The organism is Microbispora sp. KK1-11 (genome assembly GCF_006874435.1).
Classification (GTDB): Bacteria; Actinomycetota; Actinomycetes; order Streptosporangiales; family Streptosporangiaceae; genus Microbispora; species Microbispora catharanthi.
On the sequence record NZ_VIRJ01000045.1, the window covers coordinates 34815 to 59418 of the forward strand.

Below are 24604 nucleotides of genomic sequence, written 5' to 3' on the forward strand. Positions count from 1 at the left end.
CGATGAAACCCGTCGACCGCCATCTCGCCGACATCCTCGCGGCGGTGCGCCCGCTCGCACCGCTCGAGGTCGAGATAGAGGCCGCCCTCGGCGCCGTGCTGGCCGAGGACGTCGCCTCGCCCGTCCCGCTCCCGCCGTTCGACAACTCGGCGATGGACGGCTACGCCGTACGGGCCGAGGACGTGGCCGCCGTGCCCGTCACGCTGCCCGTGATCGGGGACGTGGCGGCGGGGGACGGCGGGCTGAACGCCCTCGGCCCCGGCCTGGTCACCCGGATCATGACCGGGGCGCCGATGCCCGCCGGCGCCGACGCCGTCGTTCCGGTGGAGTGGACCGACGGCGGCACCGCCCGCGTACGGATCGACAGGCCGGCGCCGCCCGGCAACGCGATCCGGCGGGCGGGCGAGGACGTGCGGGCGGGCGACGTGGTGCTCCGCGAGGGCGCCAGGATCGGGCCCGCCCAGATCGGCATCCTCGCCGGGGTCGGCCGGCGCCGGGTGCTGGTGCGGCCCAGGCCGAGGGTGGTCGTGCTGTCCACGGGTGCCGAGCTCGCCGAGCCCGGCACCCCGCTGGGCGCGGGCCGCATCTGGGAGTCCAACAGCTTCATGCTCGCCGCGGCCGTACGCGAGGCCGGAGCGGAGGGGTTCCGGGCCGGTTCGGTGACCGACGACCCCAAGGAGTTCATGGACACGCTCGACGCCCAGCTCCTGCGGGCCGACGCCGTGATCACCAGTGGCGGCGTCTCGATGGGGGCGTACGAGCCGGTCAAGGAGGCTCTGTCCCCGCTGGGCACGGTGACCTTCGAGAAGGTCGCCATGCAGCCGGGCATGCCGCAGGGCTTCGGCGTCGTGGGGCCCGACCGCGTGCCGATCTTCACGCTGCCGGGCAACCCGGTCTCGTCGTTCGTGTCGTTCGTGCTCTTCGTCAAGCCCGCCCTGCGGGCGATGCAGGGTCTCCCCGCCGGTCCGCCCCCGACCGTACGGGCCACCGTGACCGCCCCGCTGCGGTCTCCCGAGGGGAAGCGGTCATACCTGCGGGCCGTGCTGAGCAGAGACACCGGGGAGACGGGGGAGACCGTGGCGCCGGTGACCCGGCAGGGCTCGCACCAGCTCGCGGCGCTGGCCGGGGCGAACGCGCTGATCGTGGTGCCGGAGGACGTGACCTCGCTGCCCGAGGGCGCCGAGGTGGAGGTGATACCGCTATGAAGCTGACTCACGTGGACGAGTCGGGCGCCGCACGGATGGTGGACGTCTCCGAGAAGGACGTCAGCGCGCGCACCTCCGTCGCGACGGGCCGGGTGCTGCTGTCGCCGGAGGCGGTGGCCGTGCTCCGCGCGGGAGACGTGCCCAAGGGCGACGCGCTCGGCGTGGCGCGGATCGCCGGGATCATGGGCGCCAAGCGCACCCCCGACCTCGTGCCGCTGTGCCACCCGATCGCCCTGACCGGCGTGAAGGTCGACCTGGCCGTCGTGGACGAGGGGGTGGAGATCACGGCCCGGGTCCGTACGGCCGACAGGACCGGCGTCGAGATGGAGGCGCTCACGGCCGTCACCGTCGCGGCGCTCGCGCTGGTGGACATGGTCAAGGCGGTGGACCCGGCGGCGGTGATCACCGATGTCCGGGTCGAGGAGAAGACGGGTGGCAAGACGGGCCACTGGACCCGGTCAGGACAGGAGTGAGGGCGTGCGCGCGCTGGTGGTGACGGTGTCCAACAGGGCGTCCGCGGGCGTCTACGAGGACCGCTCCGGCCCGCTGCTGGCCTCCCTCCTCAAGGAGGCGGGCTGCGACCAGGTGGACGGGCCCCGCGTGGTCCCCGACGGGGACGCCGTCGAGGCCGCGCTGCGCGAGGGCGTCGCCGAGGGCTACGACGTGATCGTCACCACCGGCGGCACCGGGGTGACGCCGCTCGACCTCACTCCGGAGATGACCAGCCGGGTGCTGGACCGGGAGATCCCCGGCATCGCCGAGGCCATACGCCAGGTCAACCGGGAGAAGGTGCCGACGTCGATCCTTTCCCGGGGGCTCGCCGGGCAGGCCGGCAGGACGCTGGTGGTCAACCTGCCCGGGTCCTCCGGCGGCGTACGGGACGGCATGGCCGTGCTGACCCCGATCCTGGGCCACGTGGTCGACCAGATCCACGGCGGCGACCATGCCCGCTGAGGGGCCCGCCGAGACGGGCGCGCGTCCCGCGTGGCGCGTTGACCGTGTTCCGGTGGATGATTGACGAATGGATCGACTTCGCGGCTGGCCGGCGTCCATGGCCGAGGGGCCCGTCGGGCTGCGGCCGCTGCGCCTGCGTGACGTGCGGGACTGGCGCGACACCCGCCTGCGCAACGCCGAATGGCTCCGTCCCTGGGAGCCGAGCAACCCCGAGACCCCGCTGTTCCGCACCGGTCTCGGGCCGTACGTCTCGATGGTCGGCACGCTGCGCCGCGAGGCCCGGCAGGGGATGGCCATGCCCTGGGTCGTCACGTACGAGGGACGCTTCGCCGGGCAGCTCACCGTGGGGGCGATCGTGTGGGGGTCGGCCCGCTCCGCGCAGGTGGGCTACTGGGTCGACGGCGCGCTCGCCGGGCGGGGCATCATCCCGACCGCGCTCGCCATGGCGGTGGACCACTGCTTCTTCACGACCGGTTTACACCGTCTTGAGGCCAACATCCGGCCGGAGAACCACGCCAGCCGCAGGGTCGTGGAGAAGCTCGGGTTCCGCGAGGAGGGCATCCGCCGTCGCCAACTGCACATCGACGGCGCCTGGCGCGACCACATCTGCTACGCGCTGACCGTCGAGGACGTGCCGCGCGGACTGCTCGTCCAGTGGCGCCGCACCATGAACTCGGCCGCCCGCCGCAGCGAGTCCAGCCCCGGGTAGGAGACGGCGCCCGGCCGGCTGCAATCGAAGGGCAAACCGATCACTAGCGGGTGCTGTGATGCTCCGTGGCGGGTAACCGAGACCGCGTCACGGGAGGCAGCCACATGAGGAAGCGGACTCCGTCCATCGCACCCCGGCCGCCGCTGGCCCACCGATAGCAGATCCTCGCGACGAGCGACGGGCGTGGCGTGTGGGAACCACGCGCTCGCACGGGATCGAATTACATGAAGACCTTTGACGATCTCGCGACACACCGGACTGAATGCTCGTCATTCAGTGACACACAGTCCTACGGTGCGTGACGTGAACACCTCTCCGCCGACACAGGGCCACGGACGTGTTCACCATGCCCTTCGCCGGAAGGCGTGGGGGTGGGCGCATGGGTAGCGCCCTGCTCTACCTCGCCATCGTCGTCATGTGGCTCAGTGTTCTGCTGCCCATGTGGCTGCGCCGGGACCGGCACACCGACGACGAGCTGTTCGAGGAGCAGGCGGAGGCGGCCACGCTGTCCGAGGCGCTCGCCGCCGACGACTCCTCGGAGGCCGGGGCTTCGGACGACGCCTCCGGCGACTCCGACGGCACCGGTGACGCGGACGGCGGCGACGCCGACACGGTCGTCACCCCGCCGGCCGTGTCCGCCGACTCCGCCGCGTCTTCCTCTGCGGCGCCGGGCGCCGAGGCCGTCACCCCGGACCAGATCGCGGCGGAGCGGCACGCGCGGGCCCGCCGTGTCGCCGCCCACCGCCGCGCCCGGATCCTCGCCCGGCGCCGGCGGCGGCTCCTGTGGAGCATCCTGCTCGTGCTGGCCTCCGTGGTCACCGCGGCCGTCCGCGTGATGCCCTGGTGGGCCGTCGCGCCTTCCGGTCTGCTCCTCGTCGGCTACCTCGGCGTGCTGCGCGTGGCCGTACGCGCGGACAGGGAGCAGCGGGAGAAGGCCGCCCGGGCGCGGGCCGAGCACCTGCGCCGCCAGCGGGAACGCCGCCGCGCCCTGGCCGCGGCGGCCCGCGAGGCGGAGATCATCAAGTTCGAGGCGCGCAAGCGCGTCCAGGTCTTCGACCAGTACGCCGACGGCCGCCGCGCGGCCGGAGACTGATTCGGTGGCGCGAGCACCCCGCAGAGTTTGCTAATCTAGTCGAGGTCGTTGGGGCTATAGCGCAGTCCGGTAGCGCACTTCGTTCGCATCGAAGGGGTCTGGGGTTCAAATCCCCATAGCTCCACCACGACGAAGGCCCGTCAGGTGATCCACCTGACGGGCCTTTTCGCTGCTCAGGCCCGTGCCGCTACGTCCCGGACCGTTCGCCGCCGAGGCCGCTCGGTACGGCTACCGCCTTGAGTCGGCGAAAGCCCGCATGCTCAGCCCTGAGGAAGCCGAGCAGCTCCAGCCAAGAGCGGCTGGGTGTGGACCTGCCGCCGAGTTACCGACAGTTTCTCCTGTTCGCCAACGGGTGGGGCAGCGACGATGACTGCTGCCTGCTGCGTGTCGAAGAAGTCGGCCGGCTCCGTGATGTCGATCCCCTTTTGGGACCTGGCAACGGACGAACTCGGCGTCTACCGGGTTCGCTAGTGCTGGACAGCGCCCGCGCGGTCTCCTCCCGGGACCCCAGCGACGGTGTCATCAGGCATTCCGCCGAAGCACCGGCTTGCCGAGGCCGCTTCAGGCGTCAAGCCGGACCCTGACATCGCAAGAGGTGTCAACCTCAGCATTGACGGTGATGAAAACGTCAAGCACGATGTTGACATGAGCGATCTCATCGAGCTGTACACACTCATCGAACGGGTCGACCGCAACGAGACCGACCCGCTCACCAAGATCACCAAAGCGGAAGAACTCAGCGCCGAACTGGACCGCCTCGGTGACCGACTTGTCGGCTACTTCATCGAACAGGCGCGCGCCGCCGGCCACTCCTGGTCAGACATCGGGGCACACCTGGGCATGAGCCGGCAAGCCGCCCAGCAGCGGTACACGCCACGCCAGTCCGCACTGACCATGGACGACGTTCTGCACGGCGGCGCTTTCAAGGGCCTCGTACCGCGGGCGCGCACCGCGGTAACCGACGCCGTCGAGCACGCCCGGCGGCTGGACCATCCCGCGGTACGGCCGACAGACCTGCTCCTCGGCGTGCTCGGAGACCCCCACGCACTCGCCGTACAAATGATCACCCGCCTCGGTGCCGATCCAGACACGATCCGTTCCGGACTACGGCAGACCGGCGACGGCGCACCGGTCGTCATCCCGGTCGAACCGGCGACCCGCACTGCCCTGGGCAAGGCACTGAGCGAGGCCGTCGGGCTGGGGCACAACTACATCGGAACCGAGCACCTGCTCCTCGGCATTCTGAACGACCCGAACAGTGAAGCAAGCCAGGCGCTCGCCACAGCAGGCGTCACGCTCGACGCCGCCCGCGAAGCACTGCGGCGGATCGTCGAGGAGATCGTGCGCAACCGCACTGAGTAGACCACTTCCCACCGCCCCGAACCGCGTCCGGATCTGCAGCGTTTCGGGCGTCGACACGCACTGCTTCGTCACTGAACGTAAGTGGCGAAGGAGGCCATCGCTCGGGGACGTTCCGCCGCCCGCCGGTACGGCTACCGCTGTGCAAAGGCCCCTGAAGGTGAGTGGGAAGCCTGGTTTCTCTCGACGTGGTGGCCGGATGCCGGCCGTTACAGGTCCTTTTGCGACCCGATGGACGCCGAGGAGGGCAGGGCCCGCGGTTGGCGGCTGTCTCCCGTGGAGTCACGTGGAGGAGACGTGGAAGAACCCTTGGCGTTCCACAGGAGATGCGGGCAGGGCCTTGACGCCCTGTCGAGATTGCGAGGTCGCCTCTTTCCCGGCCCTTTCCGCCCCATGTGGTCCACTGGCCGGAGAGGACAGGATGAACCTGCAGGGCCGCTTCTCCATCACCAGCCGCATCACCCTGTTCACCGGGGTGGTGGCCACCCTGCTGTGCGCGCTGCTGGCCCTGCTCCTCATGACGGCCGTGCACCACTACGCCAGCGACACCGTCACCAGGGAGGTCGCGGCGGCGGGCGGCCGCGTGGCCGTCCAGATGGAGCGGGGACAGCTGGCCTATCCCCTTGCCGGGCGCGAGTTCCGCCAGCTTCAGGTGGTCGACCCGTCCGGCCGTGTGGTCGCTTCGACCCCCGATGTGCGGGGCATGCCCAGGATGGCGCGCTTCACCCCGAAGGACAGCAGGAACAGCGCGACCTGCGTCGTGTGCGGCGGCGTCTTCCCGCCTGCCGACTGCGACATCGTCGTGGCGCAGTGGGCGCACCGCGCGGGCGAGAGGTGGATGGTCTACAGCGCTTCCCCTACGGTGCCCCCGTGGGTCGACCCCCGCTTGGCCGGGCTGGTGGGAGTGGGCGCGGCGGCGCTGGCCGCGGCCATCACCTACCTCGGCTACCGGAACGTACGGGCGTCGCTCAAGCCGGTGAACGCCATCCGGGCGGAGCTCGACGAGATCAACGGGGACTGCCCGGGTCGCCGTGTGCCGGTGCCGGCCACGGACGACGAGATCCAGGGGATGGCCGAGAGCGTGAACCACACGCTCAGCCGGTTGGACACCGCGCTGCGGCAGGTGCAGAGCGCGCTGCGGCAACAGCGTGAGTTCGTCTCCAACGCCTCCCACGACCTGCGCACTCCGATAGCCGCCATGCGCGCGGAGGTGGAGGACGGGCTTCTCGCGCCGGAGGAGACCAGCGTGCCCGAGCTGGGTTCGGTCCTCCTGCCCAGCCTTGAGCGGCTGCAGGCGATCGTGCACGACCTGCTCACCCTCGAACGACTCGACCACGGCATGCGCGGCGAGCAACACCGGCTCGATCTGGCCGAGGTCGTGGCCGCCGAGCTGCGCAACCGCCGTCATCCGGCCAAGCGAGTCGAATCCGCTCTCCAGCCCGGGGCGCTCGTGCTCGGCGACAGGGTGGGTCTGGCCCGCCTGCTGACCAACCTCCTCGACAACGCCGAACGGCACGCCTCCTCGACGGTCACCGTGTCCGTACGGCACGAGCCCGGCGGTGACTGCGGCGATCGGCGCTTTCCGCAGGGTGCGGCGGTGCTGGAAGTCGTCGACGACGGGCCGGGCATCGAACGGGACAAGCGCGAGATGGTGTTCGACCGGTTCACCCGGTTGGACTCGGCCCGCAGCAGGGACGCCGGAGGCGCGGGGCTGGGGCTGCCCATCGCCAGGCAGATCGCGCAGACCCACGGAGGCAGCCTGACGATCGAGGACAGCCCCGTCGGCGCGCGCTTCGTCCTGTGCCTGCCGTCCGTTCCTGCCGAGGTGACGACGGCACCGGCCGACGACACCCTGTCTTCCTGAACCCGCCTGGCCGGAGGTGTCGCGGAAACACATTGACGGAGTGAGTGCTCACTCCATATTGTTGTCCGCATGACAGACTCCACTTCCCGCCGGCGGGCGCCGGCGATGAGCCCCGAGCAGCGCAGGGCGATGATCGTCGCCGCGGCGCTTCCGCTGGTCGCCGAGCACGGCGCGGCAGTCACCACAGGTCAGATCGCCCGGGCCGCCGGCATCGGTGAGGGCACCGTCTTCCGGGCCTTCGGCGACAAGGACGAACTGCTCGACGCGTGCATGGCCGAGGCGATGAACCACGATCACGTGCTGCGCGAGCTGGCCTCGATCTCCCTCGACGAACCGCTCGCCGAACGGCTGACGCAGGCGGCCGAGGCGCTGCGCGCCCACCTGGGACGCATGGGGACCGTGATCGGAGCCCTGCACGCCACCGGTCACCGCCGCGGGCGAAGCTCCGGTGACCGGCGTGCCCCCGGCGACGGGCATGCCCCGGGGGGCAGGGAGGCCTCGATGAAGGCGACCCATGAGGCGATCGTCGAGCTGATCGAACCCGACAGGGCGGTGCTGCGCCTGGAGCCCGAGAAGATCGCCTCGGTCCTGCTGGGGATGCTCTTCACCCGCTCCCAGGACCCGTCATCGGAGGAGCTCGTCGACGTCCTCCTGCACGGCACCCTCAAGAATCCGGAGAGCGCGGAATGACCGTCACGCTGAACCACACCATCGTCCCCGCCGTCGACAACCGCGAGGGGGCCCGGTTCTTCGCCTCGATCATGGGCCTGGCGGAGTTGCCGCCCGCCGGCCGGAACGGCCACTTCGCGCCCGTACGGGTGAACGAGACGCTGACTCTCGACTTCATGACCGTGGAGAACCCCGTCGGCGTGCATCTGGCGTTCGACGTGGATCCGGCCACGTTCGACGGGATCCTGGCCCGCCTGCGGGAGGCCGGGGTGCCCTACGGCAGCGATCCGGCCCATCCCGACAACGGCCGCATCGATCATCCGCTGTGCCCGCGCGGGCTGTTCTTCGTCGACGCGGCGCGCAACCTCTACGAGGTCATGTCTCCCGCGTGACGGTCCGCCTCCCGCAGACCGAAGATCCTCGCGGCGTTGTCGTGACAGACGGCGCGCAGCCACCCGTCCCCGAGGTCCAGGCCGGCCAGGGCCGACAGCGCCTCCGCGTACGGGTAGGGGATGTTGGGGAAGTCGGTGCCGAGCAGGACACGGTCCTGAAGGTCCAGCAGCAGCGGGACGGCCTCCCGGGGGAAGGGCGCGGTCTCCTCGGTGAAGCCGGTGAAGGCCATCGTCGTGTCCAGGCAGACCGCCGGATGACGCAGGGCCAGGGCGAGGAACTCGGCGTACTCGGGGGTGCCCATGTGGGCGATCACGAGCGGCAGCCGGGGATGCCGGGCGAGCAGGGCCGCGATCGGCTCCGGCCCGGTGTGCGGGCCGGGGGCCGGGCCTGATCCGCAGTGCGTCACCACCGGGATGCCGTGGTCCTCCAGCAGCCCCCAGACCTCGTCGAGCAGCGGGTCGTTCGGGTCGTACCCGCCGACCTGGAGGTGGGCCTTGAACACCCGGGCGCCCGCCTCGACCGCCCGCGCGACGTACCGCGCCGCGCCGGGCTCGGGAAAGAACGTCGCCGTGTGCAGGCAGCCGGGCACCCGGGCGGCGAAGCCGGCCGCCCAGTCGTTCAGCCACTCCGCCATGCCGGGCTTGTGGGGGTAGAGCATGGAGGTGAACGCCCGCACGCCGAAGGCCCTGAGCCGTTCGACGCGGTCGTCCTCCGGCAGCCGGTAGGTGATCGGCCAGGTCCGGCCGACGAGCGGCCCGGCGGAGTCGAAGTACGCCCACACCTTGGTCAGGACGCGTTCCGGCATGAAATGGGTGTGGACGTCGATCAGACCGGGCAGGCCCAGCCTCCGCCAGAACGCGTTCACGTGTCGAATGTCGTCGTCCGCGGCAAGTGTCTCGTCCGGCATGACCTCAGACGCTACCCGCCTCCCGCTGCCCGGTAGCGCTCGGCCAGCGCACGCAGGTGGGCGCGCAGTTCGGGCGGGTCGAGCACGGTGAAGGGCACGTCGAGCGAGGTGAGGAAGGACGTCAGGTTGTGGAGCGAGTCGCCGCCGGTCTCCAGCACGCAGACGTCCGCGCCGTCGGCGCGCAGCAGGCCGGCCGCGGCGGTGAGCCTCGCGCCCATCACCTCGACGGGCGCGTGCAGCCGTACGACGGCCGGGTGTCTCCAGGCGGCCGAGCCCGCCCCGCGTACGACGTGGGCGGCGGCGTCGCCCTCGGGTGGTTCGCGCGGGGTGAAGCGGGGGCCGTTCGGGGCGCGGAGCCGCACGCGGTCGGCGCGGAAGGTCCGCCAGTCGCGCCGGTCGACGTCCCAGGCCAGCAGATACCAGCGCCGCCCGGTGAACACGAGCCGGTGCGGCTCGGCCGTGCGGCGCCCCTCGTCGCCCCGGTGGTCGAGATAGTCGAAGCGCAGGGTCTCGCGGTCGCGGACGGCCGCGGCGATCGACGTCAGCGTCTCGGGATCCACGGTGGGGCCGTGGCCAGGCACCGCGACCGTGGCGGCGCGAACGGCCTCGATCCGGTGACGCAGCCGGGACGGCAGCATGCGCTGGAGCTTGGTGAGCGCGCGCAGCGAGGTCTCCTCGATGCCGGTCACGGTGCTGCCCGCGGCGGCCTGCAGGCTGACGACCACCGCGACGACCTCCTCGTCGTCCAGCAGCAGCGGGGGCAGGGCGGACCCCGCGCCCAGCCGATAACCGCCGGCCGTGCCGGTGGTCGAGTGGATCTCGTAGCCCATGATGCGCAGCCGCTCGACGTCGTTGCGCACAGTCCTGGTGGTCACCGCGAGCCGGTCCGCCAGCTCGGCCCCGGACCAGCCGGGCCGCGCCTGGAGCAGCGCCAGCAACCGCAGCAGCCGTACGGAGGTTTCCAGCATGGCCACAGTCTCCCGCGCATTGCGGAACCGTACGTTCCTCAAGGCCTTCTAGCGTTCGTTTCCAACGAAGGGAGCACGAATGCTGCGCGGAATGACGACCGTGAGTTTCTGGGCGGACGACGTCGAGCAGGCGAAGAGGTGGTACGCGGAGTTGCTCGGTGCGGAAGCGTACTTCGAGCGCCGGGGACCGGACGGGCGTCTCGCCTACGCCGAGTTCCGCCTCGGTGATCACCAGCACGAACTGGGGCTGATCGACCGCCGCTACGCGCCGCACGACGCGGGCGGGCCGGGCGGGGCCGTCGTCTACTGGCACGTCGACGACGTGACGGCGAGCCTGGTCAGGCTGCTGTCGATGGGCGCGAAGCAGCACGAGGCGCCGACGGAGCGCGGCCCGGGGTTCGTGACCGCCTCGGTCGTCGACCCCTTCGGCAACATCCTGGGGATCATGTACAACGCCCACTACCTGGAGATGCTCGAAGGCCGGGGATGAACTCCGGGGGGGCCTGCGGGGTTCAGCCGAGGCCGGCGTACTGGCGGGGGCGCAGGGCCTGGGCGCGCAGCGCGGCGAGCGCGGCGCGCCGCCCGGCGTCCGTGAGCCGCCACTCCACGGCGCCCGCCGCCTCCGGCTTGTGGGCCGCGGACTCCAGCCCGAGGGCGTCGAGGCGGTGCCTGAGCCGGGCGAGCGGGCCGGTGAGGTCGGCGCCGCCGACCCGGCCGCCGTCCGTGGCGCGCCAGCCCTCACCGTTGACCACCTCGGCGACCCGGTCGCGCAGGTCGCCGTCCCGCACCACGTCGCGGTCCACCAGGATCATGAGCGCCGACTCGCGGATGGAGACCTCGAAGTCGTGCTCGCCGGGGGCGGGGACGAGCAGCGTGGGCGTGGCCGCCTCCCACATCGCGGCGCGGTCGTCCAGCAGGTTCCTGCCCGTGGTGGTGAGCACCAGCCTCCGGCCGCTGCGCCGCAGCGCCCCGAGATTGTGTACGGCGATCTGCCGCAGCTCGGTGAGAGCGGGCACGTCGGCCTCGCCGCGCACGGCCCCCGACCTGGTGCGATTGCCCCAGCCGAACCGGTCGGCCGCCTCGGCGGCCACGGCACGCCCGACGTTGAGCCGCTCGGTCAGGCGGACCCCGGTGCGGGCCAGGCCGAGCAGCCAGCGCAACGGTTCCAGGTGCGGCTCGTCCGGAGCCGCGATGGGGGCGTGCAGCCGCACCTCGAAGGGCTGGGCGAGCTCGCGGCGGGCGGTGCCGCGTCCGAGCACCCAGCGGTTCAGCCGCTCGCCGTGGACCCGGTGCAGCCAGCAGTCGCCGCCCAGCTCGGCGCGGGGCGCGGTGAGCCAGCGGCGGGTCAGCTCCTCACGGTCCACCGGGTCGCCGGTCACGATGGCCAGCTCCAGGGCGGCCGCGCACGCGACGTGCGCCCCGAGCTCCTCCGGGCCCATGATCGAGCTCCACGACAGCTCGGCGACGTCCGGGGGCAGCACCCCGGTGGCCTCGAGCTCACGGTGGTAGGCCGCGGCCCCGGCCTCCTCGCCCTCCCTGGCGTACGTCAGCAGGATCCGGGCGGTGGCCGCAGAGTCGCACAGGGCGGCGTAACGCTCCATGCCCGCGAGCCTGAGCAGCCGGCCGAGGGCCCTGGCGATGGTCGCCTGGTCGCCCGGCACCTTGATCGGCAGCGTGTACCAGAGGAACTCGCACACATCGAACTGGCTGATGGTCTCCAGCGCCTCGCCGCCGGCGAGCCACTCGACCGCGACGCGGGCGGACTCGGCGATGTCCGGCTCGGAGCGCTCCAGTTGGGCGAGGAGCGCGGCGACGTCAGGTGCGGGCATGACCCGCAGTCTGCCGTATCGACCCCATCGTTGACGACGACCCGGCATCACTCGCGACCACCCCCCCTCTGGGTGCACCCTAGGGCGCGACGTACGCGCCCAACGATACGGGGGTGTCAGATCCACGAGTCGAACAGCATCCTCGCGTGCCAGGAGTCGTACGGGATGGACTCGGCGGCGATCACGGGATAGAGCCACCAGAAGTTGACCAGAGCCAGGAGCACGAACGCGCCGACCACGGCCGTGCCGGCCACGCGCCGGTTGGGCCTGGCCGGATTCATCCTGCCGATGATCAGCCCGGCGGCCAGCACGAGTGACAGGATCATGAACGGCACCATCGGCATCGCGTAGAACATGAACATCGTGCGGTTGTCCGCGATGGCGAAGTAGAACCACGGCAGCCATCCGGCGGCGTAGCCGAGCAGCACCCCGCCCGCCCGCCAGTCGCGGGTCGCGACATACCAGGCGATCATGCCGATCAGCGCGAGCAGACCGGCGTACCAGATGACCGGTGTCCCGGTGCCGAGGACCGCCCAGGAGCAGGAGGCGGCGCCGCAGTTCTTCGGCGACTCGTAGAAGAAGGCGACCGGGCGCAGCAGCATCGGCCACTGCCACGGCTCGGACTGGTACGGGTGGCTCGACTCCAGGCCGGTGTGGAAGGTGAGCACCTGCTTCTGGTAGTCGAACCACGAGCGGAGCGAGTCGATGACGAAGTAGACCGGGCCGCTCGAGGTGGCCTGGTCCCAGTTGCGGCCATATCCCTTGTCGGTGACGAACCACCCTGTGAACGACACGATGTAGGTGACGATCGGGACGGCCGCCATCCACGCCGCGGCGAGCGGCAGGTCGCGGCGGACGACCACGCCGTACGGCCGGGGCGTCCCGACGGCCCGCCGGGCGCCCGCGTCCCACAGCAGCGTCATGATCGCGAAAGCGGCGATGTAGAAGCCGCCGGTCCACTTGGTGGCCATGGCCAGGCCGAGGCACAGCCCGGCGGCCAGGCGCCAGGGCCGCAGGCCCAGTCGCGGCCCGTCCGCGGGCGAGCCCGCCTCGTGCCACTCCGCGAGCCGGCCGCGGGACCAGTCCCGGTCGGCCACGAGGCAGGCGAAGCCGGCGAGCACCCAGAACATCAGGAAGATGTCCAGCAGCGCCGTACGGGACAGCACGAAGTGGAGGGCGTCGAGGGACAGCAGCAGGCCGGCCGCGCAGCCGAGCAGCGTCGAGCGGGTCATCCTGCGAGCCGTGCGGGCGAGGATCAGGATGGACAGCGTGCCGAGCAGCGCGGCGGTGAAGCGCCAGCCGAACGGGTTCGCTCCGAAGAGCATCTCGCCGACGCCGATCAGCCACTTGCCGACCGGCGGGTGCACCACGTAGGAGGCGCACTCGCTCACCGAGCCGCACTGCTTGAAGATGTGCTCGTTGCCGGCGAGAAGGAGCTTGTCCGCGCCGTCCACGAACTGCCGCTCGACGCCGTACTTGACGGTGGCGAAGGCGTCCTTGGCGTAGTAGGTCTCGTCGAAGACGACCGAGTGCGGTGTGCCCAGCCGGTAGAACCGGAGGAACCCGCCGAAGAGGGCGACCAGGATGGGGCCGAGCCAGCCCCACATGGCGCTGCCGGGCATGGGCGGCACGAGCCGGTCGCGCAGGGAAACCGCGGGAGCGTTGTCCTGTGGTCCCTCTTCCGGCTGCTCGAACGCCTTGTGAGAATAGTCGGTCACGGCCACGCCGACAGATTACTGGTGAGTCCCCGCCAAGGACACGGGTCGCGCGCGGATTGGGCCATCCGGCCGTTCGTCGATGAATGTTTCACGCCCGCCATAGGGTGGACGCGTGCTCGTTCTCGCCGCAGCCCCGATCGGCCAGCCCAAAGACGCGTCCCCACGGCTGCGCGAGGTGCTCGCCGCGGCCGACGTGATCGCCGCGGAGGACACCCGCCGGCTGCGGCGGCTCGCGGCCGACCTGGAGATCGCCATCGGGGGCCGCGTGGTGTCCTACTACGACGCCAACGAGAGCGCGCGGGCCGCGGAGTTGCTGGAGGCGCTGCGCGAGGGCCGGACCGTCGTCGTGATCACCGACGCGGGGATGCCGGGCGTCTCCGACCCCGGGTATCGGCTCACCCGCCTCGCGGTCGAGGCCGGCCTGCCCGTGACGGCGCTGCCCGGCCCGTCGGCGGTGACGACCGCCCTCGCCGTCTCCGGCCTGCCGAGCGACCGGTTCTGCTTCGAGGGGTTCCCGCCGCGAAAGCCGGGGGAGCGGGCCAGGCGGCTGGCGGCGCTGGCGGCCGAGGAGCGCACGATGGTGTTCTTCGAGGCGCCGCACCGCCTGCACGCGACTTTGGAGGCGATGGCGGAGGCCTTCGGCGCGCAGCGGCCCGCCGCCGTCTGCCGGGAGCTCACCAAGACCTACGAGGAGGTGCGCCGCGGCGGCCTCGGCGAGCTGGCCGAATGGGCCGCGGGCGAGGTCAGGGGCGAGATCACGCTGGTGGTGGCGGGACGGACCGCCGAGGAGGCCGCGCCGGGCATCGAGGAGCTGGTCGAGGAGGTGGCCAGGCGCGAGGGCGCGGGCGTGCCGCGCAAGCAGGCCATCGTCGAGGTGGCCAAGTCGGCCGGCGTCCCCAAGCGCGACCTCTACAACGCCGTCCACGGCGTCTGACCCCGGGACAACGCCTGGCCCCCGGAGAGGGGCCGGGCGCCGCGTGCCGGGTCAGCCGCGTGCCGGGTCAGCGGAGCGAGGAGCGGCGCCGCGAGGACAGGGGCAGTGACGACAGGCGCAGTGACGACGGGCGCAGCGGCGACAGGCGCAGGGAGGACAGCCGCGGCGAGGGGCGGCCCAGCAGACCGGCGGCGGTGATGCCGGCGGCGAGGCAGGCGAGCGGCACCGCGGGCAGCAGGTAGCGGTAGTCGAACTCGGCGGTCGCCGCCGGGGCCAGGATCAGTCCCACCGCCCCCAGCCAGGGCAGCAGTTCGGGCCCGCCGAGGTCGCGCCAGCGCCGCGCCACGCCGTACAGGCCGAACAGCAGCACCAGGCCCAGCACGATGCCCGGCAGCCGTACGACCTTCTGGTAGCCGATCATGATGCCCGACCACGGCGAGACCACGTGCGTCGCGGCCGGGCCGTTCTCGTACGCCTCGGCGTCCTTGTCCGTGGTGCTGTGGTAGGAGCTCCACTTGGGCAGCTTGCGGGTGTACTCGTTGTCGAACTCGTACTGCAGGAAGGTCTTGGCGTCGGGGAACCGCGGGCGGCCCCACTGGAAGGCGCGGAAGAAGTCCTTGGCCACCGCGGCCAGGTAGTCGCCCGGCTGGGACAGAATCGCCTTCTTCGCGAACGCGCTCGCGTTCGCGTTGATCTCCGGGGTGAACTTCATGCCCGAGCCGAAGACGTGGAGCTGGTTCTGGTCGTCCCACCACAGGTACGCCTGAGCGGACAGGCCGCGGTCCTTGGGCGCGACGTTGATGCACAGCAGCGCCAGTTCGAGCTCGCGGCGCTCGTCGATGTTCATCTTGTGGCAGTCGGCGAACAGCGACGTCCTCATGTAGAGGATCACCCCGTCGCTGTTGGTCATCGCGAACTGGCCGTTCACCGCCTTGAACCAGCCCATGTAGGCGAGCACGGGCAGCGCGCACGCGGCGATCACGGCGGCGATCGGCTTCCAGCCCGCCCGCTTGATCACCAGATAGGCCACGACCAGGGCGAGGATGGGCAGGCCGATGCTCCGGGTCAGCGCCGTCAGCGCGAGCAGCAGCCCGACCACGGTCCCGCCCCGCCAGGTCATCCGCTCCCGCCACAGCACGAGCGTCACCACGCCCACGACGAGCAGGATGAACATGGTGTCCGACATGATCAGCTGTTCGAGCTGGATCTGGTAGGCGTCGAACATCACGGGGGCGGCGGCCAGCGTCGCCCCCCAGCCTGGCATCCCAAATCTTCTGGTCAGCAGCGCATAGATAAGGAACGCCGCCGCCAGGCCCATGAGGTGCTGGGTCAACACCACGAGCGAGAAACTGTGGAACGGCTTGAGCAGCAGCAGCCAGAAGCTGTACCCGTCCGGGCGGATCGGGTGCGGACGCGGGCGCAGCGCCACGGACACGTAGTCGTAGGAGTCGTTGAACCACATGGCCGGGCCGAAGCCCAGCATCGTGACGATCCGCAGCACGAAGGCGACGCCGAGCGTGACCGCGAAGACCCGGTGCCGGCGCAGCAGGGCGAGCGGACGGCCCCAGCCGCCGACCGGGGAGGCGTTCACCGACGGAGGATCCGCGATCGCGACCATCAAAGTCGCGCGGATTCGACCGCCTGCTTCGGCAGGCGGGTGAGTCCGCGCTTCCCCCCCTCGAATATCGCCGGTGCCTTCCGATGCACAGCCGCGGATGTGCGGCGAAGGAGGACGCCGCCACCCGGGCGGATTTCCTGCGCCTCACCTGCGGACATACCGCGCACGCCGACGTGGCCGGCGTGCTGGGAATTCTCCGGGCCGGGCTCGTCCTCTGCGACGCCGCTTGGCCGGCGACGCGGGGAGCCCGCCGCTCCAGCGGTGGGTGGAGTCACGGTTACAGAATGCCAGCCGTTTCGCGGACTTGACTCGGACGCTACTGGGAAGCGGGCATCATTGGTGTCCTGCCGTCATATGCGAGGAGTTGCGACGTGGAACTTACCGTTGTCATGCCATGCCTCAATGAGGCCGAGACCGTTGAGATCTGTGTTCGCAAGGCTCTCACCTGCATGCGCGAGAACGGAATCGACGGTGAGGTGGTCATCGCCGACAACGGCAGCACGGACGGCTCCCAACAGCTGGCCCGTGACGCGGGCGCCCGGGTTGTCCATATTGACGAGAAGGGCTACGGCAACGCCCTGATCGGCGGCATCCGCGCCGCCCGCGGCAAGTACGTCATCATGGGCGACGCCGACGACTCCTATGACTTCACCAGCCTGATGCCCTTCGTCGAGCAGCTCCGGGACGGCGCCGAGCTGGTCATGGGCAACCGGTTCCGCGGGGGCATCGCCCCGGGCGCCATGCCCCCGCTCCACCGCTACCTGGGCAACCCGGTCCTGTCGTTCATCGGCCGGCTGTTCTTCCCCAGCGAGATCGGCGACTTCCACTGCGGCCTGCGCGGCTTCCGCCGCGACTCGATCCTGCGGCTGGGACTCCAGACCGGTGGCATGGAGTTCGCCTCCGAGATGGTCGTGAAGGCGACCCTGCAGGGGCTCGACGTCCGCGAGGTGCCCACCACCCTGTCGCCCGACGGCCGCTCCCGCCCGCCGCACCTGCGCTCCTGGCGGGACGGCTGGCGCCACCTGCGCTTCCTGATGCTCTACAGCCCGCGCTGGCTGTTCTTCATCCCGGGCCTGGTGCTGATGAGCCTCGGCCTCGTCGCCGGGGCCGCGCTGTCGTTCGGCCCGGTCTACATCGGCAAGCTCGCCTTCGACGTCGACACGCTGGTCGGCGCGTCGGCGATGGTGGTCATCGGCTTCCAGGCCGTGCTGTTCGCGTTGTTCACCAAGGTGTACGCGGCCGAGGAGGGCTTCCTCCCCGAGGACCGGCGCATCCGCAGGCTGGTGGACGTCGTCACGCTGGAGAAGGGCCTGCTCGCGGGTGGCGCCCTGGCGGTGGCCGGTCTCGCCGGCCTGGTGGCCTCGCTCGCCCACTGGGGCGGCCGCGGCTTCGGCGAGCTGATCCCGGCCGAGTCGCTGCGCCTCGTCGTGCCGTCGGCGACCGCGTTCGTCATGAGCTTTCAGACGATCTTCGCATCGCTGTTCATCAGCATCCTCGGCATCCGCCGCACCCGGGAGAACCCGGTAGACATCGCGGCGTCCGCCGCCGAGGAGGCCGCCGAGGCCGTCACCCGCGAGTCCGAGACCGCCGGCCGCGAGTCCGTGGCCTAGGTCGCGGGGTCGCGTCCCTGACGACGCCACCGGCGTTTTAACCCGGGGAGTCATCTCCCCGGGGCCGATAGGATTCGCACATGGCGGCTACAGGAACGACTGCATCCGGGGAGTCGGCGTTCTACGTGACGACGCCGATCTACTACGTCAACGACGCCCCGCACCTGGGCCACGCCTACACGACCGTCGCGGGCGACGTGCTCACCCGCTGGCACCGCCAGCGCGGCGAGAAGGTGTGGTACCTCACGGGCACGGACGAGCACGGTCAGAAGATCATGCGCACGGCCGAGGCCAACGGCGTGTCGCCCCAGGAGTGGTGCGACAAGCTCGTCGAGGACGCCTGGAAGCCGCTCTGGGAGCACCTCCAGATCGCCAACGACGACTTCATCCGCACCACCGAGCCGCGTCACACCGACCGCGTGCAGGAGTTCGTGCAGGACCTGTACGACAAGGGCGAGATCTACAAGGGCGGCTACGAGGGGCCCTACTGCGTCGGCTGCGAGGAGTACAAGTCGCCCGGCGACCTGCTGGAGGGCGACCTGTGCCCGATCCACAAGCGCCCGGTGGAGTGGCTGAAGGAGGAGAACTACTTCTTCAGGCTCTCGGCGTACGGCCCGCGCCTGCTGGAGTTCTACGAGCAGAACCCCGGCTTCGTCCAGCCCGCGTCGGCGCGCAACGAGGTCGTGCAGTTCGTGAAGCAGGGCCTGCAGGACCTGTCGATCTCGCGGTCGACCTTCGACTGGGGCGTCCCGATCCCCTGGGACCCCAAGCACGTCATCTACGTCTGGATCGACGCGCTGCTCAACTACGCCACGGCCGTCGGCTACGGCTCCGACCAGGCGAAGTTCGACGCCACCTGGCCGGCGAACGTGCACCTGGTCGGCAAGGACATCCTCCGGTTCCACGCGATCATCTGGCCCGCCATGCTGATGGCGAACGGCCTGCCGCTGCCGGGGCGCGTGTTCGCCAACGGCTGGCTCATGGTCGGCGGCGAGAAGATGAGCAAGTCCAACCTCACCGGCATCTCGCCCCGCGAGCTGACGAGCCACTTCGGTGTGGACGCCTACCGCTACTACTTCCTGCGGGCGATCCCGTTCGGCCAGGACGGCTCGTTCTCCTGGGAGGACTTCTCCGCCCGCTACACCTCCGAACTCGCCAACGACTTCGGCAACCTGGCGTCCCGGGTCGCGGCGATGATCGGCAAGTACTTCGACGGTCTGCTGCCGGAGGCGAAGGACGCGGGTCCCGCCGAGCAGGCGATCGCGGACGGCCTGGCCGCAGCGACGGCCCAGGCGGACACCATGATCGGTGACAACCTGGACTTCGCCGGCGGCATCGGCGCCGTCTTCGACTTCGTCAAGCAGGTCAACGGCTACCTGAGCGACCAGGCGCCGTGGAAGGTGGCCAAGGACGACTCGCCCGAGGGGCAGGCGCGGCTCGCCACGATCCTCTACACGGCGGCCGAGTCGCTGCGCGCGATCGCGGTCCTGCTGCACCCGGTCATGCCCGCCACCAGCGAGAAGCTGTGGGCGTCCCTCGGGGCGGAGCCGCACCTCGGCGCGCTCGCGGACCAGCGGATCGCCGACGTCGCCACCTGGGGCAGGCTGCCCGCCGGCGCCCAGGTCGTCAAGGGCGAGATCCTCTTCCCGCGCCTCGAGAACGCCTGACGATGTCACGAGAGCGTCCCACACCGCCCGAGGCCTTGCCGGGTGAGGTGTTCGACAGCCACTGCCACCTGGACATCATGGTCGGCAATCGTCAGGCGTCCTCGGGAGATCCCGTCGCGCTGGCGGCCCAGGCGGCCGGGGCGAGCGTCGCGTCGATCCTCGCCGAGGCGAAGTCGGTCGGCGTGACGCGCCTGGTGACGGTGGGATACGACCTGCCCTCCTCGCGGTGGAACGCCGAGGTGGCCGGCGAGCACCGGGACGTCTACGCGGCCGTGGCCATCCACCCGAACGAGGCGCACGCCTCCACGCCCGAGGTCCTCGCCGAGATCGAGGACCTCGCGCGGCGGCCGCACGTGCGGGCGGTGGGGGAGACCGGACTCGACTACTTCCGCGACTGGGCGTCGAAGGACGACCAGCACGCCAGCTTCCGCGCGCACATCGAGATCGCCAAGCGGACCGGCAAGGCCCTGGTCATCCACGACCGTGACGCGCACGACGACGTGCTCGCCGTGCTCGCCGACCAGGGCGCCCCCGACGTGGTGGTCTTCCACAGCTTCTCCGGCGACGCCGAGATGGCCAAGCGGTGCGTGGACGCCGGTTACTTCATGTCGTTCTCCGGCCCGGTGACGTACAAGAACGCCGGATATCTGCGCGAGGCGGCGGCGGTGGCCCCGCCCGAGCTGATGCTGGTCGAGACCGACGCGCCCTACCTGCCGCCGACGCCGCACCGGGGCAAGCCCAACGCGCCCTACCTGATCCCGCTCACGCTCCGCTGCCTCGCGGAGGTCAAGGGCATGGACGTCGCCGACCTCGCCGCCCGGATCACGGTCAACGGCGAGACCGTCTTCGGCGCCTGGTAGCGCGGGGGACACTGGAGGCATGAGTCTGCTCGGGCCGGTCGAAGTGCGTGCGCTCGCGGAGAAGCTGAACATCCGTCCGACGAAGAAGCTGGGGCAGAACTTCGTGATCGACGGTGGCACCGTCCGCCGGATCGTCCGGCTCGCCGAGGTCGCGCCGCACGACGTGGCGATCGAGGTCGGGCCGGGGCTCGGCTCGCTCACCCTCGCCCTGCTCCCGGAGGTCGCCGAGGTCGTCGCCGTGGAGATCGACCCGGTGCTGGCGGAGCAGCTGCCGCTGACGGTCGCCGAGCGGGCCCCCGAGGTGGCCGGCCGGCTGACCGTGGTGCACGCCGACGCGCTCAAGGTCGGGCCCGCCGAGCTCGGGACCGAGCCGACCGCGCTGGTCGCCAACCTGCCGTACAACGTGTCCGTGCCGGTCGTGCTGCACCTGCTGGAGGTGCTGCCGTCGCTGCGGCGCGGGCTGGTGATGGTGCAGTCGGAGGTCGCCGACCGGCTCGCGGCGGCGCCGGGGTCGCGCATCTACGGCGTTCCCTCGGTGAAGGCCGCCTGGTATGCCGACGTGCGCCGGGCCGGTCCGGTCGGGCGCAACGTCTTCTGGCCCGCGCCGAACGTCGACTCCGGCCTGGTCTCGCTCGTACGGCGGGAGCCGCCGGCGACGACGGCGACCCGCGAGGAGGTGTTCGCCGCCGTCGACGCGGCGTTCGCCCAGCGCCGCAAGACGCTGCGCGCGGCGCTCGCCTCTTGGGCCGGAACGGCGGCCGCCGCGGAGAAGGCCCTGGTCGGGGCCGGGATCGACCCCTCGGCGCGCGGGGAGCAGCTGAGGATCGAGGACTTCGCCCGCATCGCCGAACAGCGGGTCGGGGCGGCGGCGCACCAGCCGGGTCAGATCGGCCGGCGCCCGAGGTAGGCCAGCAGCACGGCCACTTCGTCGGCGCCGTCGCCGGCTTCCACCGCGGGAGCGTACGCGCCGTAGGCCCGCAGCGGTTCGACGATCCGGGTGGCGACCTCCATCAGCGGCAGGGCCATCTCCGGGGTGAGCGGCGAGGGCTGCCCCGTGGCCACGGCGATGTCCCAGGCGTGCACCGCCGCGTCGAGCGCGCACGCGCCGGCCGCGAGCCATGCGGGCATGGGGCCCTGCGGGAGCGGCACCGGCACCTGCTCGGCGTCGTCGTCCACCGTCGCCCAGGCGCGGGCCGAGGCGTCCAGCGCCGCGGCCAGGTGCGCTCGGGGGTCGCCCTCGATGTGGCCGGAGGGCGAGAACGGGTCCTCGGCGGGCCACGCCCCGCCGGTGATCGCGGCTGCGTAGGCGATCTGGTCTCCGGCGGCGTGCTGCAGCACCTGGGTGACCGACCACTTCTCGCACGGAGTCGCGGCGTCCCACGCCTCGCCGCCGACGCCCGCCACGGCGTCGCGCATCGCGTCGTGCGCTCGGGTCAGCAGGGTCCGCCAGCTCGCCGTCGTGGTCTCGTTCATCGGTGTGTCCTCTCCTCGTCCAGAACGGAATGTTCCGTTCCGCTATTGAGAACTCTATCAGAACGGAATGCTCTGTTCCACTGCTACTGTGGCCGCATGCCGAAGCAGACGGGCGACCACGGTTCCACCGGCCTCGCCGGACGTCGGGGCCAGGCGGCGCGCAACGACGCCGCCATCCTCGACGCCGCCAGGGAGGTCTTCCTCGCCGATCCGAAGGCGCCGGTCGCGGCCGTCGCGGAGCGGGCCGGGGTCGGAATGAGCGCGCTCTATCGGAGATATCCCGGCAAGGAGGACCTGCTGCGCAGGCTGTGCCACGACGGCCTGCGTCGCTGGATCGAGGAGGCGGAGGCCGTCGAGGACGAGCCGGACGCCTGGAAGGCCCTCGTCGTCTTCCTCGAAACGATCGTCGACGCCGACGTGCACTCGCTCACGGTCCACCTCGCCGGCACCTTCACGCCGACCGAGGAGATGGGGCGCGACGCGGGGCGGGCCGCGGAGCTGATGGGCCGGCTGGTGGAGCGGGCCCACGCGACCGGACGGTTGCGCCGCGACGTCGTCGCCGACGACTTCGGTCTCGTGCTGGAGGGGTGCGCCGCCGTCCGAGTGCCGGACCCAGAGCGTACGCGGGAGTTGCGGCGGCGCTTCCTGTCGATGGTGCTCGAGGGTGTCACCGGAGCCGTTGTGACCGGGGACGACGCGGCCGCTCTCCCCGGCCCGGCTCCGGCGCCGGGGGAGCTGAACTGGCGGTGGCGGCGGTCGGGTTAGTCAGACCTGACCGAAATGGATCATTGCGGACGGGTATCAGCTATTGCAGCCGGTCTTGGACAAGACGACGATCTCCGGTACTTGTGCACTTTTCTCCGGAGGACTCATGCTCCCCATCCGTTCCGCCGCCCTGGCCGCCGCCCTCGCCACCGCCGTCGTGAGCGCGGCTGTCACGCCCGCCGCCGCGCAGAGCGGTGCGTACACGGCGACCGCGACGGCGACCGTTTTCGCCCCCAACCCCGTGCAGCGGCTCGGCCTGCAGGACCTCACCGACGCCAAGGACGCCGACCTGCCCGAGTTCGGGCCGGCGTACACGAAGGTCACGCTGACCGACCTCGACGGCTCCGGCACGCTCACCGGCAGGTACGTCCTCGTCAAGAGCTCGACCGGCAAGGCCGCCACCGCCACCGGCGGCGCCTTCCCGGCGTACCACCGTGACGTGGACCAGTTCGAGCAGGTCATGGGCTACCACTGGGTGACCACCGCGCAGCACTACATCCAGTCGCTCGGCTTCGGCGGCGCGCTGCGACCGGTGAACCAGCGGCAGATCGAGTTGCGCATCAACCAGTACGGCAGTGACAACTCCTTCTTCCGCGAGGACAAGGCCAACATCACCCTCGGCAAGGGCGGCATCGACGACGGCGAGGACGCCGAGGTGATCGTTCACGAGTACGGCCACAGCGTCCAGGACGGCCAGGTGCCCGGCTTCGGCACCACATTGGAGTCCGGCGCGATCGGCGAGGCCTTCGGCGACTATCTGGCCGTGGCCGTGAGCAGTTGGGCGACCGGCGTTCCGACCAGGACGGACGAGGCATGCGTGGCCGATTGGGACTCTGTGAGCTACTCGAGTGCCCCGCACTGTCTGCGCCGTCTCGACGGGACCAAGCACTACCCCGAGGACGTCAGGGGCGAGGTCCACGCCGACGGCGAGATCTGGTCCCGCGCCCTCTGGGACATCCGCAAGGCGCTCGGTGACCGGAAGGCGAGCACGCTGATCATCGAGGCGCAGTTCGACTTCACCCCCGGTGTCACGTTCAAGGCGGCCGCCGAGGCGACCGTCGCCGCTGCTCGGCGTCTGTACGGCGCGGGCGCGGCGAGCGCCGTCACCGGGGCGTTCGCGGACCGCGGCATCCTCTGACCATCGCACCCCGCCCGGACCGGCTCCGGAGCCGTGACAGATCAAGTTTGACGTGATCGACAGGCGATCCCGTTCCATCGGATAAGTGTGATTTACATCACACAAAGCTCCTGTGTCGATCAATGACGGTCCGTGACGGGTCGGCGACGGCGGCCCTTGTGATCAGCGAAAACGCGACGGCCATGGAGAGGGTGCGGGTGACGGCGAAAGTTGCGATCTTGACCTGGTGATCAGACTGAAAACCACTAAGGCGGTCACTTCTCGCAAATCCTCAGATAGTTTTTAGCCGTCCTTTACTGACGGATGGGGCGCGAGCGGCGCCCGACGATCAGACCAGGGAGTAGTAACTTGAAGCGCACCCTCACCCTCGGCGGCATCGCGGTCGGCCTGCTGGCCTCCGCGGCGGTCGCCGCCCCCGCCCACGCGGACTCCGTTCCGCACGACACCCTGGCCAGCACCAACTTCGCCGCCAAGCAGGTCGCCGCGTTCTGGTACGGCCAGAACAAGGCCAACCTGGTCAACGCCACGCCGTACGCGGTGGAGACCACGCTGCCCACCAAGCACGTCTCCACGGGTGGCGCCTCCGCGGACAGCAAGGCCGGCGTCGTCGGCTCCAGCGGTGACAAGAAGGCTTCCTCCGGCACGTCGAAGAACGTGAACCTGCCGAAGACCACCGGCAAGGTGTTCTTCATCGGCGCCGACAAGAAGCCGCACTGGTGCTCGGCGACCGCCGTGCAGAGCCAGTACAAGAACCTGGTGGCGACCGCCGGCCATTGCGTGTACGACACCAAGAGCAACAAGGCGACCCTCGACAAGTGGGTCTTCGTCCCCGGTTACTACCAGGGCAAGACCCCGTGGGGCATCTACGTCG

23 protein-coding genes, 1 tRNA gene and 1 pseudogene are annotated in these 24604 nt (G+C 71.0%); 19 read left to right on the forward strand and 6 right to left on the reverse strand.

The annotated features are described in order from the left end of the window. The first annotated feature begins 2 nt into the window (after positions 1-2). From glp to FLW16_RS39590, 10 genes are all read left to right on the forward strand, one after another. On the forward strand, positions 3-1205 hold the full coding sequence (gene glp / locus FLW16_RS39545) for a gephyrin-like molybdotransferase Glp (protein WP_142566121.1): 1203 nt from the start codon (positions 3-5) through the stop codon (positions 1203-1205). Further along, complete coding sequence (gene moaC, locus FLW16_RS39550) at positions 1202-1678, forward strand: cyclic pyranopterin monophosphate synthase MoaC (protein ID WP_142566122.1); 477 nt, start codon at positions 1202-1204, stop codon at positions 1676-1678. Before glp ends, moaC begins: the two co-directional genes overlap by 4 nt. 4 nt (positions 1679-1682) lie before the next feature. After that, entirely contained in the window at positions 1683-2159 is a 477-nt protein-coding gene (locus FLW16_RS39555; protein WP_260616096.1) for a molybdenum cofactor biosynthesis protein B, read from the forward strand. A 67-nt stretch (positions 2160-2226) separates the two neighbouring features. Continuing rightward, positions 2227-2868 (forward strand): GNAT family N-acetyltransferase, encoded by a 642-nt coding sequence (locus FLW16_RS39560; RefSeq protein ID WP_079313233.1) that lies wholly within the window; start codon positions 2227-2229, stop codon positions 2866-2868. Positions 2869-3247: 379 nt separating this feature from the next. Further along, complete coding sequence (locus FLW16_RS39565; protein ID WP_142566124.1) at positions 3248-3961, forward strand: hypothetical protein; 714 nt, start codon at positions 3248-3250, stop codon at positions 3959-3961. A 50-nt stretch (positions 3962-4011) separates the two neighbouring features. Next, a tRNA-Ala gene (locus FLW16_RS39570) sits at positions 4012-4088 on the forward strand. Positions 4089-4477: 389 nt separating this feature from the next. Further along, a complete protein-coding gene (locus FLW16_RS39575) occupies positions 4478-5323 on the forward strand; it encodes a Clp protease N-terminal domain-containing protein (RefSeq protein ID WP_142566125.1) in 846 nt (281 codons plus the stop codon). 418 nt (positions 5324-5741) lie between these two features. Further along, positions 5742-7184 (forward strand): cell wall metabolism sensor histidine kinase WalK, encoded by a 1443-nt coding sequence (locus FLW16_RS39580; RefSeq protein WP_260616097.1) that lies wholly within the window; start codon positions 5742-5744, stop codon positions 7182-7184. 69 nt (positions 7185-7253) lie between these two features. Next, positions 7254-7874 (forward strand): TetR/AcrR family transcriptional regulator, encoded by a 621-nt coding sequence (locus FLW16_RS39585; protein WP_142566126.1) that lies wholly within the window; start codon positions 7254-7256, stop codon positions 7872-7874. Then, a complete protein-coding gene (locus FLW16_RS39590) occupies positions 7871-8245 on the forward strand; it encodes a VOC family protein (RefSeq protein ID WP_142566127.1) in 375 nt (124 codons plus the stop codon). The genes FLW16_RS39585 and FLW16_RS39590 overlap by 4 nt, the downstream gene beginning before the upstream one ends. Here the strand turns inward: FLW16_RS39590 and FLW16_RS39595 are convergent. Then, the gene (locus FLW16_RS39595; protein WP_142566128.1) at positions 8221-9153 is read right to left on the reverse strand and encodes an amidohydrolase family protein; all 933 of its coding nucleotides are present in this window, start codon (positions 9151-9153) and stop codon (positions 8221-8223) included. The genes FLW16_RS39590 and FLW16_RS39595 overlap by 25 nt on opposite strands. A gap of 11 nt (positions 9154-9164) precedes the next feature. Then, positions 9165-10121, reverse strand: a complete 957-nt coding sequence (locus FLW16_RS39600; RefSeq protein ID WP_142566129.1) for a YafY family protein — start codon at positions 10119-10121, stop codon at positions 9165-9167. A gap of 79 nt (positions 10122-10200) precedes the next feature. On the opposite strand from FLW16_RS39600, the gene FLW16_RS39605 reads away from it, so the two are divergent. Then, complete coding sequence (locus FLW16_RS39605) at positions 10201-10611, forward strand: VOC family protein (protein ID WP_142566130.1); 411 nt, start codon at positions 10201-10203, stop codon at positions 10609-10611. A 22-nt stretch (positions 10612-10633) separates the two neighbouring features. On the opposite strand, the gene FLW16_RS39610 is transcribed toward FLW16_RS39605, so the two are convergent. Together FLW16_RS39610 and FLW16_RS39615 are read right to left on the reverse strand one after the other, a co-directional pair. Further along, on the reverse strand, positions 10634-11950 hold the full coding sequence (locus FLW16_RS39610) for a hypothetical protein (protein ID WP_142566131.1): 1317 nt from the start codon (positions 11948-11950) through the stop codon (positions 10634-10636). 116 nt (positions 11951-12066) lie between these two features. Next, positions 12067-13572: a dolichyl-phosphate-mannose--protein mannosyltransferase gene (locus FLW16_RS39615; protein WP_142566142.1), complete on the reverse strand. Its 1506-nt coding sequence runs from the start codon at positions 13570-13572 to the stop codon at positions 12067-12069. A gap of 208 nt (positions 13573-13780) precedes the next feature. On the opposite strand from FLW16_RS39615, the gene rsmI reads away from it, so the two are divergent. After that, positions 13781-14602 carry a 16S rRNA (cytidine(1402)-2'-O)-methyltransferase gene (gene rsmI, locus FLW16_RS39620; RefSeq protein WP_139577252.1) on the forward strand — a complete coding sequence of 274 codons (822 nt, stop codon included), beginning with the start codon at positions 13781-13783 and terminating at the stop codon, positions 14600-14602. A gap of 67 nt (positions 14603-14669) precedes the next feature. Here rsmI and FLW16_RS39625 read toward each other — a convergent pair whose 3' ends face one another. Continuing rightward, positions 14670-16193: a hypothetical protein gene (locus FLW16_RS39625; RefSeq protein ID WP_260616100.1), complete on the reverse strand. Its 1524-nt coding sequence runs from the start codon at positions 16191-16193 to the stop codon at positions 14670-14672. Positions 16194-16591: 398 nt separating this feature from the next. Between FLW16_RS39625 and FLW16_RS39630 the strand changes: the two genes are divergently transcribed. From FLW16_RS39630 to rsmA, 4 genes are all read left to right on the forward strand, one after another. Continuing rightward, positions 16592-17830 carry a glycosyltransferase gene (locus FLW16_RS39630; protein ID WP_221891516.1) on the forward strand — a complete coding sequence of 413 codons (1239 nt, stop codon included), beginning with the start codon at positions 16592-16594 and terminating at the stop codon, positions 17828-17830. An 80-nt stretch (positions 17831-17910) separates the two neighbouring features. Continuing rightward, complete coding sequence (gene metG, locus FLW16_RS39635) at positions 17911-19497, forward strand: methionine--tRNA ligase (RefSeq protein WP_142566133.1); 1587 nt, start codon at positions 17911-17913, stop codon at positions 19495-19497. Positions 19498-19499: 2 nt separating this feature from the next. Next, positions 19500-20357 carry a TatD family hydrolase gene (locus FLW16_RS39640; protein WP_142566134.1) on the forward strand — a complete coding sequence of 286 codons (858 nt, stop codon included), beginning with the start codon at positions 19500-19502 and terminating at the stop codon, positions 20355-20357. 19 nt (positions 20358-20376) lie between these two features. Further along, a complete protein-coding gene (gene rsmA, locus FLW16_RS39645) occupies positions 20377-21264 on the forward strand; it encodes a 16S rRNA (adenine(1518)-N(6)/adenine(1519)-N(6))-dimethyltransferase RsmA (RefSeq protein WP_142566135.1) in 888 nt (295 codons plus the stop codon). Here rsmA and FLW16_RS39650 read toward each other — a convergent pair. Then, on the reverse strand, positions 21240-21830 hold the full coding sequence (locus tag FLW16_RS39650) for a TIGR03086 family metal-binding protein (RefSeq protein WP_142566136.1): 591 nt from the start codon (positions 21828-21830) through the stop codon (positions 21240-21242). The two genes, rsmA and FLW16_RS39650, sit on opposite strands and share 25 nt — an antisense overlap. Positions 21831-21926: 96 nt before the next feature. Here FLW16_RS39650 and FLW16_RS39655 point away from each other — a divergent pair, with 96 nt between their 5' ends. From FLW16_RS39655 to FLW16_RS39665, 3 genes and pseudogenes are all read left to right on the forward strand, one after another. Then, positions 21927-22595, forward strand: coding sequence for a TetR/AcrR family transcriptional regulator (locus FLW16_RS39655; protein WP_142566137.1), 669 nt, complete (start codon positions 21927-21929; stop codon positions 22593-22595). 106 nt (positions 22596-22701) lie between these two features. Further along, a complete protein-coding gene (locus tag FLW16_RS39660; RefSeq protein WP_142566138.1) occupies positions 22702-23733 on the forward strand; it encodes a M4 family metallopeptidase in 1032 nt (343 codons plus the stop codon). Between the two features lie 348 nt (positions 23734-24081). After that, a pseudogene (locus FLW16_RS39665) lies at positions 24082-24604 on the forward strand (hypothetical protein); the annotation flags it as partial.